Source organism: Rhodococcus sp. NPDC003318 (assembly GCF_042879035.1).
Taxonomy (GTDB): Bacteria; Actinomycetota; Actinomycetes; order Mycobacteriales; family Mycobacteriaceae; genus Rhodococcus_G.
Genome location: NZ_JBIAOU010000010.1, coordinates 35447 through 51252 on the forward strand (window position 1 = coordinate 35447; position 15806 = coordinate 51252).

At 69.6% G+C, this 15806-nt stretch carries 20 protein-coding genes; 9 read left to right on the forward strand and 11 right to left on the reverse strand.

The features are described 5' to 3' along the window. The first annotated feature begins 16 nt into the window (after positions 1–16). A complete protein-coding gene (locus tag ACFYVR_RS16850) occupies positions 17–574 on the forward strand; it encodes a hypothetical protein (RefSeq protein WP_387475077.1) in 558 nt (185 codons plus the stop codon). Further along, positions 571–2442, forward strand: a complete 1872-nt coding sequence (locus tag ACFYVR_RS16855) for an ABC transporter ATP-binding protein (RefSeq protein WP_387475079.1) — start codon at positions 571–573, stop codon at positions 2440–2442. The genes ACFYVR_RS16850 and ACFYVR_RS16855 overlap by 4 nt, the downstream gene beginning before the upstream one ends. Here the strand turns inward: ACFYVR_RS16855 and ACFYVR_RS16860 are convergent. Together ACFYVR_RS16860 and ACFYVR_RS16865 are read right to left on the reverse strand one after the other, a co-directional pair. Next, a complete protein-coding gene (locus ACFYVR_RS16860) occupies positions 2391–2774 on the reverse strand; it encodes an enoyl-CoA hydratase-related protein (RefSeq protein WP_387475081.1) in 384 nt (127 codons plus the stop codon). The genes ACFYVR_RS16855 and ACFYVR_RS16860 overlap by 52 nt on opposite strands. 22 nt (positions 2775–2796) lie before the next feature. Beyond that, the gene (locus tag ACFYVR_RS16865) at positions 2797–3714 is read right to left on the reverse strand and encodes a helix-turn-helix transcriptional regulator (RefSeq protein ID WP_387475083.1); all 918 of its coding nucleotides are present in this window, start codon (positions 3712–3714) and stop codon (positions 2797–2799) included. Between the two features lie 236 nt (positions 3715–3950). On the opposite strand from ACFYVR_RS16865, the gene ACFYVR_RS16870 reads away from it, so the two are divergent. The 3 genes from ACFYVR_RS16870 to ACFYVR_RS16880 all read left to right on the forward strand — a co-directional run bounded on the left by ACFYVR_RS16870 (position 3951) and on the right by ACFYVR_RS16880 (position 6942). Further along, a complete protein-coding gene (locus tag ACFYVR_RS16870; RefSeq protein WP_387475085.1) occupies positions 3951–4844 on the forward strand; it encodes an aldo/keto reductase in 894 nt (297 codons plus the stop codon). Between the two features lie 26 nt (positions 4845–4870). Then, entirely contained in the window at positions 4871–5908 is a 1038-nt protein-coding gene (locus ACFYVR_RS16875) for a zinc-binding dehydrogenase (RefSeq protein WP_387475087.1), read from the forward strand. Between the two features lie 155 nt (positions 5909–6063). Then, positions 6064–6942: a sulfurtransferase gene (locus ACFYVR_RS16880; RefSeq protein ID WP_387475089.1), complete on the forward strand. Its 879-nt coding sequence runs from the start codon at positions 6064–6066 to the stop codon at positions 6940–6942. Here the strand turns inward: ACFYVR_RS16880 and ACFYVR_RS16885 are convergent. The 4 genes from ACFYVR_RS16885 to ACFYVR_RS16900 all read right to left on the reverse strand — a co-directional run bounded on the left by ACFYVR_RS16885 (position 6930) and on the right by ACFYVR_RS16900 (position 9533). Further along, a complete protein-coding gene (locus ACFYVR_RS16885) occupies positions 6930–7823 on the reverse strand; it encodes a hypothetical protein (protein WP_387475091.1) in 894 nt (297 codons plus the stop codon). The two genes, ACFYVR_RS16880 and ACFYVR_RS16885, sit on opposite strands and share 13 nt — an antisense overlap. 316 nt (positions 7824–8139) lie before the next feature. Further along, entirely contained in the window at positions 8140–8919 is a 780-nt protein-coding gene (locus ACFYVR_RS16890; RefSeq protein WP_387475093.1) for a phenylacetaldoxime dehydratase family protein, read from the reverse strand. Between the two features lie 35 nt (positions 8920–8954). Continuing rightward, positions 8955–9167 (reverse strand): hypothetical protein, encoded by a 213-nt coding sequence (locus ACFYVR_RS16895; protein WP_387475095.1) that lies wholly within the window; start codon positions 9165–9167, stop codon positions 8955–8957. A gap of 123 nt (positions 9168–9290) precedes the next feature. Next, positions 9291–9533, reverse strand: a complete 243-nt coding sequence (locus tag ACFYVR_RS16900; protein WP_387475363.1) for a hypothetical protein — start codon at positions 9531–9533, stop codon at positions 9291–9293. Here ACFYVR_RS16900 and ACFYVR_RS16905 point away from each other — a divergent pair. The 3 genes from ACFYVR_RS16905 (at position 9486) to ACFYVR_RS16915 (ending at position 11339) form a co-directional block, all read left to right on the forward strand. Further along, entirely contained in the window at positions 9486–9698 is a 213-nt protein-coding gene (locus ACFYVR_RS16905) for a helix-turn-helix domain-containing protein (RefSeq protein ID WP_387475364.1), read from the forward strand. The two genes, ACFYVR_RS16900 and ACFYVR_RS16905, sit on opposite strands and share 48 nt — an antisense overlap. Before the next feature lie 250 nt (positions 9699–9948). Next, the gene (locus ACFYVR_RS16910) at positions 9949–11049 is read left to right on the forward strand and encodes a HoxN/HupN/NixA family nickel/cobalt transporter (RefSeq protein WP_387475097.1); all 1101 of its coding nucleotides are present in this window, start codon (positions 9949–9951) and stop codon (positions 11047–11049) included. Between the two features lie 95 nt (positions 11050–11144). Continuing rightward, the gene (locus tag ACFYVR_RS16915; protein ID WP_387475099.1) at positions 11145–11339 is read left to right on the forward strand and encodes a hypothetical protein; all 195 of its coding nucleotides are present in this window, start codon (positions 11145–11147) and stop codon (positions 11337–11339) included. A 99-nt stretch (positions 11340–11438) separates the two neighbouring features. On the opposite strand, the gene ACFYVR_RS16920 is transcribed toward ACFYVR_RS16915, so the two are convergent. The 4 genes from ACFYVR_RS16920 to ACFYVR_RS16935 all read right to left on the reverse strand — a co-directional run bounded on the left by ACFYVR_RS16920 (position 11439) and on the right by ACFYVR_RS16935 (position 13836). Next, a complete protein-coding gene (locus ACFYVR_RS16920) occupies positions 11439–11924 on the reverse strand; it encodes an SRPBCC domain-containing protein (RefSeq protein WP_387475101.1) in 486 nt (161 codons plus the stop codon). Between the two features lie 3 nt (positions 11925–11927). Further along, positions 11928–12269: an ArsR/SmtB family transcription factor gene (locus ACFYVR_RS16925; protein ID WP_387475103.1), complete on the reverse strand. Its 342-nt coding sequence runs from the start codon at positions 12267–12269 to the stop codon at positions 11928–11930. Positions 12270–12316: 47 nt separating this feature from the next. Next, entirely contained in the window at positions 12317–12832 is a 516-nt protein-coding gene (locus ACFYVR_RS16930) for a putative immunity protein (RefSeq protein ID WP_387475105.1), read from the reverse strand. A 71-nt stretch (positions 12833–12903) separates the two neighbouring features. After that, entirely contained in the window at positions 12904–13836 is a 933-nt protein-coding gene (locus tag ACFYVR_RS16935) for a zinc-binding dehydrogenase (protein ID WP_387475107.1), read from the reverse strand. Positions 13837–13929: 93 nt separating this feature from the next. Between ACFYVR_RS16935 and ACFYVR_RS16940 the strand changes: the two genes are divergently transcribed. After that, complete coding sequence (locus tag ACFYVR_RS16940; protein ID WP_387475109.1) at positions 13930–14901, forward strand: LacI family DNA-binding transcriptional regulator; 972 nt, start codon at positions 13930–13932, stop codon at positions 14899–14901. 6 nt (positions 14902–14907) lie between these two features. Here the strand turns inward: ACFYVR_RS16940 and ACFYVR_RS16945 are convergent, their stop codons facing one another. After that, positions 14908–15786 (reverse strand): hypothetical protein, encoded by an 879-nt coding sequence (locus ACFYVR_RS16945; protein WP_387475111.1) that lies wholly within the window; start codon positions 15784–15786, stop codon positions 14908–14910. Between the last annotated feature and the right edge of the window lie 20 nt (positions 15787–15806).

Sequence of the window (15806 nt, forward strand, 5' to 3'; positions counted from 1 at the left end):
GACAGGAGCGACAGCCATGTACCAGACCTTCACCAATGCCATCACCGACCGGCAGATCGCCGCGCTCACGCGAGAATCCTCGGACCGGCAGGCGGCCGCCGAACGGATCGAATCGCAGCGATACCGGCTGGTGGGAAACCACGTGGTGTCGACCGCGGCGTTCCGCTTCTCCGAGACCGGGCCGACGATGGCCGCGTTCCTGCGGAGCGGGGTGCTCACGGGCCTGCTCCGCACGCATGTCGGGGTGGATCTCGAGCCCGTCGACACCTCGTACAACTACTACGACGTGGGTGATCACATCGGCATCCACCGGGACGCACCGTCGTGCCGGTACGCGGCGCTCATCACGCTGTCACCGACGATCCAGCCGCTGATCCTCTACCCGGAGCTCGCACCGCTCGACGGCAGAGCCATGCACGAGCGGATCCGGGCCGGTCGGCTCGGCCACGAGGAGCACGTGACCCTGCCGTACCTCGGCGTCGTCGTACTGCACGGCAGCGTCGTCCCTCATCAGCGCCCGACCTCGACGAGGGCGTGCTCGGTCACGACCGTGTGCTTCGGACGCGCGGCATGAGCGTCGACACCGGCGCCTGGCAGTCGATGGACCATCTGATCGAAGCCGGGACCACGGACCGCCGTCCACGAGCCGACATGCCGCGGATCCGGTCGTTCCTGCGGCCGTACCGCGCCCGACTCGCGCTGTTCGCCGGCCTGGTCGCCGCGACCTCGTCCCTGGCGGTTGCCGCGCCCGTACTCGCCGGCCACATCGTCGATGCCGTCGTCGCCGGCTCCGCACCCGGGGTGATCGCCGGGAGCGCCCTGGTGATCGGCGTGCTCGCCGTCCTGGAAGCGGCACTGGGATTCGTGTCGCGGCGACTCTCCGCGCACATCGGCGAATCGCTCGTCCACGACCTGCGCACTCGCGCGTTCGATCACGTTCAGCGCCTGTCGATCGCGTTCTTCACCCGGACCCGAACCGGGGCACTGATCAGCCGGCTGAGCCACGACGTGACCGGCGCGGGGCACGCGTTCGCCGTCATCCTGCCCGAGGCCCTGGGCAACCTCATGGTCGTGCTCGCGACACTCGTCGTGATGTTTCTGCTGTCGTGGCCGATCACGCTCGTCGCGCTGCTGTCGTTCCCGCTGTTCCTGCTGCCGGTGCGGCGGCTCGGTGCCCGGCTGCGGCCGATGGTTCACGAGGCCGCCGACCACAACGCCGCCATGGGAGCCCTGATGGCGGAACGTTTCTCGGCTCCCGGTGCGATGCTCGTGAAGCTGCTCTGCCATCCGTCCGAGGAGTCGTCCGCCTTCGCCGCCCGAGCGGTGCGGGTACGCGACATCGAGGTTCGGATCGCGTCGGTGCAGGCCGTGTGCATCGCGATCGTCACGCTCGTCTCGTCGCTGACACTCGCCGTCGTCTACGGCGTGGGCGGCTACTTCGCGACGGTCGGTCACCTCGAGGCCGGAAGCGTGGTGGCTCTCGCCCTGCTGCTCTCACGCATCTACGGCCCGCTGTCGGCACTCGCCAGCGCGCGGATGGAGGTGGTGAGCGGACTCGTCAGCTTCGCGCGCGTCTTCGAGGTCCTCGAACTCGACCCGCTCCTCACCGATGCCCCTGACGCGCGGGACGTTCCGGACGGCCCGGTCGACGTCGAGTTCACGCGCGTACGGTTCGGGTATCCGGCCGCGCACCGAGTGTCACTGGCTTCGCTCGAGGACGTCGACACGCTCGACGGTCACCCGGAATCACCGGTGCTGACGGATGTGTCGTTCCGGGTCGGGGCGGGCGAGACGGTGGCCCTCGTGGGTTCGTCGGGGGCCGGCAAGTCGACGATCGCGCAGCTGGTGCCCCGGCTGTACGACGTCGACGGCGGATCGGTCCGGCTCGGGGGCGTCGACGTCCGCGATCTCACCGCCGATTCGATTCGCAGAACCGTCGGAATGGTGACGCAGGACGGTCACGTGTTCCACGACACGGTTCGCGCGAACCTGCAACTCGCCGACCGCGCGGCCACCGACGAACAGCTGTGGGACGCCCTGAGGCGAGCCCGCCTCGACGCCGTGATCGCCTCCTTCCCATCCGGTTTGGACACCGTGATCGGAGAACGCGGCTACCGCTTGTCCGGTGGCGAGCGTCAGCGCCTCACCATCGCACGCGTGCTGCTCGCCCAACCGCGGGTGGTGATCCTCGACGAGGCGACCGCACATCTCGACTCCACCTCCGAGGAGGCCGTCCAGGCCGCGCTCCGCGAGGCGCTGACCGGCCGCACGGCGATCGTGATCGCACACCGGCTGTCCACGATTCGCGCCGCCGACCAGATTCTCGTGGTCGAAGGCGGTCGCATCGTCGAACGCGGAGACCACGACCAGTTGGTGGGTGGGCGCGGACGCTACTGGGAGCTGTGCAACGCCTCCGGGATCAGTGCGCGGAAGCAGGCCTGACCTGTTCCACGCCCGCGGTCACCGCCCACGCCATTGCGAGGGCGGCGTTCGAAGAAGGCGGTCACCCCTTCGCTCATGTCCTCGGAGGCCTTGACGACCTCGATCGCTCGCGCGGTCGCGTCCCACCCGCGGTCGTCGGCCTCGGAGAACTGCGATGCGATGGCGGCCAGTGTCTGCCGGACCGCGACCGGCGCCGACCGGCAGATGTCGGCGGCGAGGGCGAGTGCCTGGTCGACGGCGTCGCCGGGCTCGGTGACGACGTTGACCAGGCCCAGCTGGTACGCCCGTTCGGCCGTCAGCCCGGCACTGGTGATGAGGAGCTGCTTGGCCACGTGCAGTGGGAGTGCGTCTGCATCAGTTGACCTCTCGGGAATCGGCCTGCTCCACGACGGTCGGCGCCAGCGTCGTTGCCGCCCACGAGGTGAGCAGCTTGAGCCCGTCGTCCGACGGTGACCCGGGCACGGCGGTGTACACGTTCATCTGCAACCCGGCGTCCGCGGGCAGCTCCAACGCCTCGTAGGCGAGTTCGAGCCGCCCCACCGCAGGGTGGTGGAAGACCTTCGCCCCGCTGCGATGGAGCCGTACGTCGTGTGACGCCCACATCCGGCGGAAATCCTCACTGCGCGTGGACATTTCCCCGACCAGGGCGATGAGTGCCTTGTCGTACGGGTTCTTCCCCGCCTCGGTGCGCAGGATCGCGACGGCGTCGTGCGCGATCTTCTCCCACCGTTCGCCCCAGAACCGCCCGGCCGCATCATTGTCGAGGAAGTGGAACCGCGCGGTGTTCACCGGCTGATTCGCGATTCGCTCGGACGAGTCGTACATCGGCGCGTACAGCGCCCGACCGAGCAGGTTCGCACCCAGCACGTCCAGCCGGCCGTTGCGCACGAACGCGGGCACACCCTCCATGGAGTCGAGGATGCGCTGCACCACCGGACGTAAAATCACCGGTGACGCCCGGCGAGCCCGCGACCGCGCGGCACCGGACGCGTTCGCCGCCCGCGCGAGGTCGAGCAGGTGCACCCGCTCGGCGTCGTCGAGTTGCAGTGCCTCGGCCAGCGCCTCGAGCACCGACTCGGACACACCACCGAGGTTCCCCCGCTCGAGGCGGGTATAGTAGTCGACGCTCACCCCGGCGAGCATCGCGACCTCCTCGCGCCGCAGCCCCGGCACCCGCCGGTTTCCGCCGTAGGCGGGCAGCCCCGCCTTGTCCGGTGTGATCCGGGCACGCCGCGAGGCCAGGAACTCGCCCGTCTCTGCCTTCAGATCCATGAGTCCGACGGTACGTCCGGGCTCCCGCCGATGGGAGGTACTGGCATTACCGGGTACACCCGGCACTCCCGCAGAGACCGGATCCGGCGTTGCCTGATCGCCATGACCAGCACCGGCCTGTCCTCCCGCACACCACCCGCCCGACCCGGGGCGAAGCGCGGGCGCGGCGGCATTCCCGCGAAAGGGGTAACACCAGACCCTCCCTGTCCCTGCCGAACCTTCCTACCGTGGAGATCATGACCGTGACATCCGTTCCGACCCTGACGCTGAACAACGGCGTCACCATGCCGGCACTCGGCTACGGGGTCTACCAGACCCCACCCGACGAGACAATCGCCGCCACCCTGACCGCCCTGCGCGCCGGCTACCGCCACATCGACACGGCCGCCGCCTACGGCAACGAACGCGAGGTCGGTGAGGCCATCCACCGCTCCGGGCTGGACCGCTCCGACCTCTTCGTCGAGACCAAGGTCTGGATCAGCGACTACGGCTACGACGAGACACTGCACGCCTTCGACAAGGGCGCGGGCAAGCTCGGTCTGGAGCAGATCGACCTGTTGATCCTGCACCAGCCGCTACCCGCCCGATTCGACCTGACACTCGAGGCGTACCGGGCGCTGGAGGCACTGCTGGCCGACGGCAAGGTCCGGGCGATCGGCGTCAGCAACTTCATGCCCGACCACCTCGACCGTCTGCTCGCGTCCGCGACCGTGGTGCCTGCCGTCAACCAGATCGAGGTGCACCCCTACTTCCGGCAGCCCGCCGTGCTCGCCGCGGATGCCGAACACGGCATCTGCTCCCAGGCCTGGTCCCCCATCGGCGGCATCACCTTCTACCGCGACGGCCGCCACACCAGCACTCTCGACGACCCGACGCTGCGCGCGATCGGCGATGCCCACGGCAGGACCGCCGCCCAGGTGATGCTCCGCTGGCACCTTCAACAGGGCCGGTCCGCGATCCCCAAGTCGATTACCCCGCACCGCATCTCGGAGAACATCGACGTCACCGACTTCACCCTCACCGACACCGAACTCGCTTCGATCGATGCCCTCGACACCGGCGTCCGGGGCGGACCCGAACCCGACGCGATCACTCTCGAGAACTTCGGCATCGCCATCCCCGAAGCCTGACCACCCCAGAACAGGAACACCTGACGATGCGAGCAACATTCATGTACGGCGCCGGCGACGTGCGGGTCGAGGAGGTCCCCGACCCCACGATCGTCGAGCCGACCGACGCGATCGTCCGCGTCACCCTCGCCTGTGTGTGCGGGTCCGATCTGCACCCCTACCACTCGATGCCCGCCGGCAGGGAGGGCTCCCCGATGGGACACGAATTCATCGGCGTCGTCGAACAAGTTGGTTCGGCCGTGACCGACCTGACGCCCGGCGACCTGGTCATCTCCCCGTTCGCGTTCTCCGACAACACCTGCCCGTTCTGCCGCGAGGGTTTCCACACCGCCTGCCAACACGGAGGCTGGTACGGCGCAGGCGGCGTCGGAGGCGCACAGGCCGAGAAGGTCCGCGTCCCGCAGGCGTCCGGCACCCTGGTTTCGATCCCCGCCGACGTCGACGAGAAGCTGCTCCCGTCGCTGCTCACCCTCTCCGACGTCTATCTCACCGGCTACCACGCCGCGCACATGGGCAACGTCGGCCCTGGCAAGACCGTCACGGTCATCGGTGACGGTGCTGTCGGGCTGTCCGCCGTTCTCGCCGCGAAACAGCTCGGCGCCGAGAAGATCATCCTCATGGGCCGCCACGCCAGCCGCACCGACCTCGGCCGACGCTTCGGCGCCACCGACGTCGTCGCCGAACGCGGCGACGAGGGCATCGCGAAGGTCCTCGACCTCACCGGCGGCGAGGGCTCACACGTCGTGCTCGAGGCCGTCGGGCACATGCCCGCCTACGAGCAGGCCTACGGCATCGTCCGCCCCGGCGGCGTCATCTCCCGCGTCGGCGTCCCCCAATACGAGGACGCGCCAGTCGGATTCGGCTCCCTGTTCGGCAAGAACGTGACCCTCAACGGCGGTCCCGCACCGGTCCGCGCCTACATCGAGGCCGCCATCCCCCAGGTCCTGCGCGGCGAGATCGACCCCGGCCAGGTGTTCGACGCCGAAACCACCCTCGACGACGTCGCCGAAGCCTACCGGCTGATGGACTCCCGCGAAGCACTCAAGGTGCTCGTCCGACCGTGACCGGTTCCGGAGCCGGTTCGGACTACGGGCGGTGACGTGCGCCGGTACCCCGGCCCGGACCTCCGACGCTCACCCGAGACGGTGTTCGACCCGGCGGGGATACTCAACCCCGGCACAGCGACATGACCCTCCGCACCCACCGACAGGACACCTCGATGACTCTCGTCTCCGTTCCCGAACTCGTGGAACTGCTCGACTCCGACGCCCGTGTGACGGTGCTCGACGTCCGCTGGTCCCTGCCGGTACCCGACGGGCGCGCCGCGTACGAGGCCGCACACATCCCGGGCGCGGTCTACGTCGACCTCGAGTCCGAGCTGAGCGATCACACCGTCACCGGACGCGGACGGCACCCGCTCCCGACCGGCGCCGCCCTCCAGGGCGCACTGCGCCGCTGGGGAGTCGACACCGAGGACACCGTCGTCGTGTACGACGACTGGAACCGGGCCGGTTCCGCCCGCGCCTGGTGGGTCCTGCGGGCCGCCGGGCTCGGCGACGTCCGCATCCTCGACGGCGGCTGGTCCGCCTGGGTCGGCGCCGACGCCGCCACCCAGACCGGGCCCGCGCCGACGCGTGAGGGCACGATCACGGTGACGCACGACGACCTGTACGCCGGCGCGCTGCCGACGCTCACCGCGGAGCAGGCCGCGGCTCGCGCGCGCAGTGGCGTCGTCCTCGACGCCCGCGCACCCGAACGGTACCGCGGGGAGGTCGAGCCGGTGGATGCGGTCGCCGGGCACATTCCCGGCGCCCTCAATCTGCCCTCGACCGAGGTGCTGCGCGAGGACGGCACCTTCGCGGATGCCGAGAAGCTGAAGGCACTGTTCGGCGACCGCGGCGCCGACGGCACCGGAACCGTCGGCGCGTACTGCGGATCCGGTGTCACCGCCGCGGTGATCGCCGTCGCCGCAGCCCGGGCGGGGATCGACGTCGAACTGTTCCCCGGCTCCTGGTCACAGTGGTCGTCGGATCCGCGCAATCCCGTCGAGACCGGTGGAGGCGTCGCGCCCCGGAACGAGTCGAATCACTCGAAGTAGGACGCGTAGTCGCCGAAGGGAACCTGGCCGGTGGGGCTCGCCCCCACCGCGTCGGCGACGGCGGGGGGAATGGGAGCCCAGTGGGCCGGCATCGCGGCGGCCAGGGACGGCTTCAGGATGTAGAGCAGGGCGAAGTTCACGATCCACAGCGGGGGGGCCATCGACATGCCCACCTGCGAGCTCTCGCCGCCGACGGTGTTGGTCACCAGTTGAGCCTCACCCGAAATCTGTTGCGCCGCGAAGCCGTACACTGCTTCCACCGTGTATGCGGACCGGTAGAGCGCGATCAGGGTTCGTGTCGCGCCGTTGTTCCGCAACCAGGTGCCCACGAAACCGCCCGGGGCGATCAACGAGTTCACCTGCCTCGTCGGCGCATCCGCGTTGGCGGGACTCTCGAGCAGTCCGCTGGTGTTCACGTAGAGCCCGTAGCTTGCCAGCACCGACGGCGTGAGCCGGCCGTCGACGTCGGAGTAGAGGGGACGGCCGTTGGTGTTGGTGAGGATTCGGACGCACTCGTCGATCACCTCGGCAGCGTCGCGGCTCCCGCCGACTCCCCCGCCGGTGACGAGGTCGTGGTACCGCTGCTCGGTCAGCGCGTCCGCGCCGGTGAGCCCGATCCGGGCCGCGATCTCGTCCGCCGCCTGCTGCCCGAGGGGCTGGTTGAGCTGATCCGGACCGGTCATCCGCGTGGGTGCCAGGTGCTCGAATTCGGGTGCCCCGGAGAACGGGATCGTGAATCCGGTGTCCACGGCGTCTCCCGCCGGATCCCCAGCGGCGGGTTGGCTGGTCGCGAGGGCCATCAGGCAGGCTCCGACCAACGCAACAGTCGACCTGAGCGTCCCCGGCCGGGCTCTCCCGTGCCGACGCCCCGGATCAACCATCCTGGTGCCGCGAATCCCTCCACCTCCGAACCCCGGACCGGTCAACGCGAGTGTGCACCTCAGTGAAACGCCGCGGCCGAAGTCGAGTCAAGGCCCGCGCCACGGGTCCAGGGCCGGATGTGGGCGGACCGGGGTTGGCCCGAAGCCCTCGGGGGGAGTTCCGATGCCACCTCCCCGCCGTCACCGCCTCACCCCCTCGTGGAGATGTGGGACTTCCGCCCTTCTCCGGTGCCCCGACCTCGCAGGGGACGAGGCCGAGCAGGCCGAAGCGGAGGCCGACCGCGTCGAGCGGCGTCGTCAGGGCATCTGCGCCCCTCTAGCTGTCACCCACCCGAGCGTCGCGCAGCATGCCGGTCCCGGGGTGGCAGTTGATGTACTCGTACGTCTGGTCGCCGGCGTCGAACACCGAGACCTCGTGATAGAGACGGCGTTTCGACAGTCCTTCGGCGACACGAAAGAAGGTGGTGAAGATGCGCAGATGGGTGGGATGGGATTCGGCCCAGCGTTCGAGCTTGTCGAGCGAACCCCAGTGCCCGATGTTGTAGCTCAGGTCGAGGAAGTTCCCGTCCAGGTCGATGTTGCGCACGAACCGATTGCTGTAGCAGCCGACCGCCAGGCCGTTGTCGCGGAGAAAGTCCATGCCCTCTTGCAGCGTCGGGAGGATCTCGTCGAGGTACAGGCCGCGTTCCTCGGATTCGGCGTCCTTCCAGTCCTGGCCGGAGCGGATCAGGGCGATGTTGTCGTGGCCCTGCACCACCACGCGGCCGCCCGCGGCCGGATCGCCACTGATCACGCGCAGCTCGCCCGAGGGCTGCATCCAGTCGCGCTCGGAGATCGGGAAACGCTCACGCATCGAACCCCAGTAGCCGTGCTCGTTGATGTCGTCGCTGATCCCGTCCATCACGGCGCCGACTCCGGGAAGTCGCTCCTGGAAGGCGTACAGCGTCTCGAACTGTTCGGCGCGCGGGGCCACGATCTCGCGGAAGTAGCCGAGTCCGTCGGAGAGACGTTCGTCCGATGCCCACCACCCCGCCACTTGCGCGCTGTCGCTCCATTCGGTGTGGACAGCAACATCTTTCCAGTAGGCGACGATCATCAGGTTCTCGTAGCCCTGGTTGTCGGTGTGGTGGGTCAGGTCGTGGTGCAGGGACCGTTCTCCAGGTCGAAGCCGGCGACGATCTCCCGCATCGCCGCGAGCGCGTCCGGGCGTTGCTCGTCGCCGCGGAACTGCACGCCGAAGTACGCCATCACCACCCGGTGCAGGCTCTCGTCGGAGCGTCCCACCCACATCGGGAACGGGGCTGGTAGTCGTCGGGCACCCGCCGCGTCAGCGTCCGCGGGCACGTGAGATGGCTGCTGATTGCAGATTCCATGAGGACTCCTGAGAGTGGAGGGTTCGGCCCGCGCCGAGGGGGCGAACGGCGCGGGCCGAAGCATTGTTGTCGAACTGCTCGGCGGGCAGTCCGGTCAGCGGGTCAGTGCGGGTGAGATCGCGACCGGTTCCCGGTGCGCCTCGTGGTGGTCGGCGCCTCGAGGTGTGGCCAGAACCGCTTTCGTCCGTTCGTCGAGGGTGCTGTCAGGCAGGGCGCCCTTGTCGGCGAGGACGGCCTCGAGTGCGACGAGCCAGTGCTCGTAGTACGACCAGGGCTGTGCCGCCGGACCGTGTTCGCCCGGTTCGGGGCAACGGCTGCCGCCGTCATTCGGGAACAGCGCCTCGAGGCCTGCCGCAAGGCGATGGTGGCGCCACGCAACACCCCCCGATCCCTGACCGACATAGCAAACCAGTTCGGTTGTGTCGACCTCTCGGTCTTCAGCCGGGCCTTCACGGCGGCCTACGGCGTGAGCCCGAGCCGCTATCGCGAACAGCACCGCTGACCGAAACCCCGCAGGTTCCCCGGCCCACCGAGATAACCTCTGTTCCTTGGCCGCTCGGTGTGCGGACGAAGTCGCGGAAAGCACAGGCAGCTGTCACGCAACGTCGAACGACACGCGTCACCGGCCCCTACTCTTCTAGGACACCGGAAGTTCGAGTGATTCAGCGACTACCTGAATCGACTCGGACGACCGACCGATAGCATCCACTGTCGCGACCAGTGCACTAGCGCTGCAGACACGAAGGACAACCATGGCGGCCGTGATCGACTCCCTCAGTACTCGATGGACCGTCGCCGAGCGGTCGCGACTCGCGGCGATCGTCGCGGCGATCGCGATCCTGCACGTCCTCGGGTGGAGCCTGTACCTGTGGCAGAGCGAGAACCTCGCCGCGGCGAGCGGGTTCGCCGGGGCAGGAACCCTCGCCTACATCCTCGGCATGCGGCACGCCTTCGACGCCGACCACATCGCCGCCATCGACGACACCACCCGCCTGATGCTCGTCCGCGGTCGCCGCCCCGTCGGCGTCGGCTTCTTCTTCGCGATGGGCCACAGCGCCGTCGTACTGGTGCTCGCCGTCCTCGTCGCCCTCGCCGGCGCCAATCTCAGCGACAACAGCCTGACCGGGCTGCGCAGCGTCGGCGGCACCATCTCGGTCCTGGTCGCGGTCGGATTCATCACCCTCGTCGCCGCGCTCAACGCCGTCGTGTTGACCGGGCTGGCCCGGCTGTGGCGCCAGTACCGCGCCGGCACCCTGCAGGCCGAACAGATCGACCTGCAGCTGCTCAACCGGGGCCTGGTCAACCGTGTTCTCGGCTCCCGCGCCCGGAACCTGATCAGGTCCTCCTGGCACATGGCACCGCTCGGATTCCTCTTCGGGCTCGGGCTCGAGACCGCCAGCGAAGTCACGCTCCTGGCACTGTCCGCGACGACCGCGGTCAACGGCGGCATGTCGTTCGCGGCCATCCTGACCCTGCCGCTGCTCTTCGCGGCCGGCATGTCGATGATGGACACCGCCGACAGCCTCCTGATGACGCGGGCGTACTCGTGGGCGTACCGCAGCCCCGGCCGCCGCCTGTACTACAACCTGGCCACGACCGCGATGACGGTCCTCATCGGACTGTTCGTGGCGTCGGTCTACCTGGCGGGAGCACTCACCGACCACCTCGGCGTCGACACCGGCTGGATCGCCGGGTACGGCTCCCTGGCAGATCATTTCGAGCTGTTCGGATACGTCATCGCCGGATTCTTCGTCGCCACCTGGCTGGGCGCGGTCCTGCTCTGGAAACTGCACTACCAGAAGGCCGAAGCGGAAGTCGAAGGCGGTCCCGACACCTCGATGTCCGCACTCTGACCCGACGGATCGGCGAACGACGCGGGGCCGGGTGATTGGTGCGCGCGTTCGCGGGGCACCCGTGGCGGGTGCCAAACGATCCGAAGGGAGTCATCGTGAACGGCGCAGACCCCCGCACCGGGCGTCCCGACATCGATCCCACCACGGCGAAGCGTGAGGAGTTGGAGCAGTTGGTCGACGACATGGAGAAGCGGGTGGAGGACGAGCGCGAGAAGAAGGGCGTTCCGGGCAACGCCGCGGAACGCGCGAAGCAGGAGCCGATCGTTCCGGACGATCAGGCGCCGGACTGAGGCGCATCCCCCGGCGATCCTGCCGCGATCGCACACTGCGGCCGACCGCCCCGCTGCCGGGACGGTCGGCCGCAGTGTGTGGGCAGGACGGGTGCGCGGTCAGGACGCGAGCAGCTCGTCGATCTGGTCGATCGCCGACCTGGACCCCTCGATCACACCCATGTCCAGCACCTTCTGCAGTGCCTCTGCGGTGTCGTAGGTCCCGACGTACGTCGCCCGCGTGCCACCGTCGTGCTCGGTGAAGGTGTAGACGTTCGTCGACACCGGCAGTTCGGGATTCGGGTTGAAGTCCTCGTCGGCGAAGCCGTCGGTGAACGAGAAGCTCCGCGGCTCGTCGACGGCCGTGACCTCCCAGTAGCCGGCGAATTTCTCACCCTCCGGGCCGGTCATGAAGTAGGTGACGCGGCCGCCGGGCGTGAGGTCGTGGTCCACCACCGTCGCGGGGAACGTCGGCGGACCCCACACCTTCTCCAGTTGACGCGGGTCGGCGTAGATCTGCCAGATCCGCTCCACCGGCGCGGCGAAGTCGGCGGTGATGGTGAGGGTGCGGGTGTCGAGATCGTGCTTGACGTCGGTAACAGGCATTGCTCAGTCCTCCCTGGTCGTGTCGAGTGCGATGAGTTCGTCGATACGTGCGATGCGACCGCGCCACACCTGCTCCAACTCGGTGAGCATCGATGCCACCGAGCGGACTGCGGCCACGTCGCCACTGGCCAACTGCTCCCGACCGCTGCGTCGCTTGGTGAGCAGGCCGGCCTTCTGCAGCACGGAGACGTGTTTCTGCACCGCGGCGAAGCTCATGTCGTACCGCGCCGCCAGTGCGGAAACGGAATGCTCCCCGGCCAGCACGCGACGCATGATGTCGCGCCGGGTGCGGTCGGCGAGCGCGTGGAACAGGGCGTCGGCCCGGTCCTCGTCGTCTCCGTTCACACCCCAAACATACAACCAATTGGTTGTATGTCAAGGCCTCGGCGTGCTCAGCATTCGAACACCGACCAGCAGATGGCGTTCCGCAACCGCTGGTCGTCGAGTACCAGCTCGCGGATCGCGTCCGGGAGTTGATCACGCTGCCACCGGCACTCCCGCCGTCCCGCGTCGTCGCTCTCACCGCTCGGAGCCGCTGCCCGGACGGCCTTGATGGCGTAGGCGGCCGCACCGAGCTCGTGCGCGGCGACGTGAGCGACGGCCCCGGCCTGCCCGGCCGCGTACGCGGCATGACGCGCCGCCCCACTCAGGTCGCGCGCCGCGCCCATCGCGTGACCACCCGCCGCCCGCGCCTGCATCATCGTGACCTCGCCCCGCACCCACGCGCGGGCGTGCTCGATCGCCTCACGCGGCCGCAAATCCTCGGGCCGGACCGACTCGAAGAGGCCGAGCACGTGTTCCGCGCACGACGCCGCCCACAGCGCGAGGAGATGGTGATCCGGATCCGTGAGAGTCCCGCCCCGGCGGATGGTCACGAAGCGAGGATCGCGGACCTTCGGCAGGATCATGGTTCGGCACCCCTGTCAGGACGAACCCCGGGCGGCGCCACCGGCGACGGTGACGCCACCCGGGTACCCGCTCAGTCGCCGAAGCGCGCGACCAGGCGTCCGGTGACCTCGTTGCGGCGCAGCCGCTCCAGACCGTCGCCGATCTCCTCGAATGCGATCGCCGTGTACGCCGGCTGGATCTCGCCGGCGAGCAACAGGTCGAAGACCTCCTCGATGTCCTGGACCGTGCCGCCGAGCGAGCCGACAAGGGTCCGGCCGAGGATGTTCGGTGTGTTGACAGTGAACGTCGGCAGGCCCAGACCGACCTGGACGACGGTGCCGCCGCGCTTGATCGCGTCGAGCGCCTTCTGCGTGGTGTCGAAGCCGGCGTAGTCGACGACGAGGTCGAAGCCCTGCCCGGCCCACTCGGAGGCGTCCCGCACGAGCCCGGTGGCACCGGCGTTCCGAGCGAGGTCCCACACCGATTCCTTGGTTTCGGCCACGTGCACCTCGGCGCCCGCGAGCACCGCCGCGCGGGCACCGATCTGGCCGAGACCGCCGAAGCCGATGACACCGACCTTCATCCCGGTCGTTGCGCGACCCTCCTTGATGATCGCGTGGTACGAGGTCATGCCCGCGTCGGTGGCGAGCGCCGCCAGCGCCAGGTCGAGCCCCTCCGGGACACGGGCGAGGTCGGGGGCGTCCGCGACGAGCTTGTCGGCGAACCCGCCGTGGGTGAACATGCCGAGCGGCGGACGCACACCGGACGAGCAGACGCCCACGACGTCGCCGATCTTCCATCCCTCGACACCCTCGCCGAGCGCGCTGATGACCCCGGCGTTCTCATGCCCCTGGGTCATCGGGTGGAACGGCATCGACTCGCCCCGCTCCATGTACATGATGTCGCTGTGACACAGTCCGGCCGCCTTCACGTCGATGACGACCTCGCCCGGACCGGGCGTCGGTTCCGGCACCTCGTTCAGCGAGATCGGCTTGCCTTCACCTTCGAACTGCCATGCCTTCACTGCTTCACCTCTTTGTGACGATCGGGCCGACCTGTTCCGGCCCACGCTATCTCGACGGTAGCCACTTAATCGGTTAAGCGTTAGTATGCGACGATGGCCAGAGGACGACGAAGCGCATCGACGAGCACCGACGCCCCGCGGGTGCGGATCCGTGACGTCGCCGCCGCGGCCGGCGTCTCCACGGCGACCGTGAGCTACGTCCTCAACGACACCCCCGGCCAGACGATCACGGGGGGCACGCGCGCCCGGGTCCGCCGGGCGGCGGCCGAGCTCGGTTACATCCCGCACGGTGTGGCCCGCACCCTGCGGGCGGGTCACTCACGGATCGTGCTGCTCAACACCGGTTCGCTGGTGGCGGGCAACAGCCTCGACAGTTTCGTCACCGGGATGTCCGACGAGCTCCGGAACCACGACCACGTCCTGCTGGTCACCACCACCCCCGGTGGTATCGATCCCTCGGTTCTCGCGGCCGTGGCGCCACGGGCCGTCCTCGATCTGACGAAGGTCGCGACGGGTACGGAGGAGGACGACCCCATCTCCGGCATCACCGAGGGCTACCACGTCGGCATGCCGTTCCACACGTTCACCCAGCTGCGCTACCTCACCGAACGCGGTCACCACCGCATCGCTGTCGTGCTCCCGGCGGCCGAGGCCGAAGGCCTGGGCCGAACCCGACTCGCGCATGCGGAACGCATCGCGGAGGAACTGAACCTGCCTCCCCTCGAGGTGGTCGCCCTCGACGCGGCCACCGAGGACCGCGGGTCCACCGCGGCGGTCCGGCACCTCGTGGAGGACACCGACGTCACGGCCGTCGCCGCGTTCGACGACGACGTGGCGCTGGCGGTGCTCGCGGCGATGCGGCGGATCGGTTACCGGGCACCGACGGATCTCGCCGTCATCGGCTTCGACGAGGGACGCCACGCCGCCCTGTGGGAGCCGCCGCTCACCACGGTGCGCATCAACGCGACCGTCTACGGTCGCCGCGCCGCCCGGATCTCGTTGGGGCTGGACGCCGGACCGTGGACCCAGCCACCGTCCGAGGTGATCACCCGGAGGACGACCTAGATTGCCTCAGGCGTCGAACTCGGCGGCGTGATCGCGTGCCCGGCCCAGCTCCGCGGCCGCTCGCCGGGCGGTCTCCTCCGCGGAGCGTCGGGCGGAGTCGGCGAACCGCCCTTCCTGCTCGGCCCGCGACAGTTCGTCGCGGAGTTCCTCCGCGCGGCGCACCGCGGTCTCGGCGCGTTCGGTGGCCGCGTCGAGGTCGGCGGCGGCGGTCCGCGCGGCGTCCTCGGCGGCCGACAGGCGCGAACGCGCCGCGCGTTCGGCCTGGGCGCGGGCCTCCCGGGCGGCGGCGTCGTCGACCGCTCGCGCCTCGGCTCGTCCCGCATCGTCGACCGGGTGCGCCGGCGGCGGCTCCCGGTCGGTGTCGGCCTCGGGCGGTGTGGGCACCGCGGCGAGGACGGCGGGCCCGAATCCGCTGTAGGACACCGCACCGAGCATCCGGCCGCGCCGCAGGTCCGCACCGATGTCGGGGTCGGCGAGGGCCGCCGACAACGACTGACCGACCTCGCGGAGCACGGACTCGGTCACGGCGTGGCCGCGCGCGGCGGCGACCTCCGCCGTCCGCTCGGTCAGGGCCGAGAGTTCGGCGCCACGCCGCTGTGCGAGCGATCGCAATTCGTCGGCACGCAAGGCCTGCTGCGCCGCGCGCAGCGCCGCGCCGAGGTCGAGCAGCCGGTCGACTCCGTCCGGGTCGGCGCGGACGAGCGCGTTCAGCGCCCACCCCGTCGTCGTGGGCTTCCGCAGTGCACCCAGTTCGCGTGCCAGCGCCTTGTCACCGGCCTCCCTGGCCCGTGCCACCGCGGCGCGGCGGGCGGCGACGAACTCGGACGGTTCGAGCCCGTACAGCTCGTCGGCGACGCTGTCGAAGTCCACGACCAATTGTGGCATCGCGCCCGTCCCCGAACGCC

What these genes read in the sequence shown, in the direction of transcription:
- ACFYVR_RS16945 (WP_387475111.1), bottom strand. Translation starts at nt 15,786, where the DNA reads ATGCCACAATTGGTCGTGGACTTCGACAGCGTCGCCGACGAGCTGTAC.
- ACFYVR_RS16865 (WP_387475083.1), bottom strand. Translation starts at nt 3,714, where the DNA reads ATGGATCTGAAGGCAGAGACGGGCGAGTTCCTGGCCTCGCGGCGTGCC.
- ACFYVR_RS16880 (WP_387475089.1), top strand. Translation starts at nt 6,064, where the DNA reads ATGACTCTCGTCTCCGTTCCCGAACTCGTGGAACTGCTCGACTCCGAC.
- ACFYVR_RS16885 (WP_387475091.1), bottom strand. Translation starts at nt 7,823, where the DNA reads ATGGTTGATCCGGGGCGTCGGCACGGGAGAGCCCGGCCGGGGACGCTC.
- ACFYVR_RS16850 (WP_387475077.1), top strand. Translation starts at nt 17, where the DNA reads ATGTACCAGACCTTCACCAATGCCATCACCGACCGGCAGATCGCCGCG.
- ACFYVR_RS16875 (WP_387475087.1), top strand. Translation starts at nt 4,871, where the DNA reads ATGCGAGCAACATTCATGTACGGCGCCGGCGACGTGCGGGTCGAGGAG.
- ACFYVR_RS16910 (WP_387475097.1), top strand. Translation starts at nt 9,949, where the DNA reads ATGGCGGCCGTGATCGACTCCCTCAGTACTCGATGGACCGTCGCCGAG.
- ACFYVR_RS16855 (WP_387475079.1), top strand. Translation starts at nt 571, where the DNA reads ATGAGCGTCGACACCGGCGCCTGGCAGTCGATGGACCATCTGATCGAA.
- ACFYVR_RS16920 (WP_387475101.1), bottom strand. Translation starts at nt 11,924, where the DNA reads ATGCCTGTTACCGACGTCAAGCACGATCTCGACACCCGCACCCTCACC.
- ACFYVR_RS16930 (WP_387475105.1), bottom strand. Translation starts at nt 12,832, where the DNA reads ATGATCCTGCCGAAGGTCCGCGATCCTCGCTTCGTGACCATCCGCCGG.
- ACFYVR_RS16940 (WP_387475109.1), top strand. Translation starts at nt 13,930, where the DNA reads ATGGCCAGAGGACGACGAAGCGCATCGACGAGCACCGACGCCCCGCGG.
- ACFYVR_RS16890 (WP_387475093.1), bottom strand. Translation starts at nt 8,919, where the DNA reads ATGATCGTCGCCTACTGGAAAGATGTTGCTGTCCACACCGAATGGAGC.
- ACFYVR_RS16870 (WP_387475085.1), top strand. Translation starts at nt 3,951, where the DNA reads ATGACCGTGACATCCGTTCCGACCCTGACGCTGAACAACGGCGTCACC.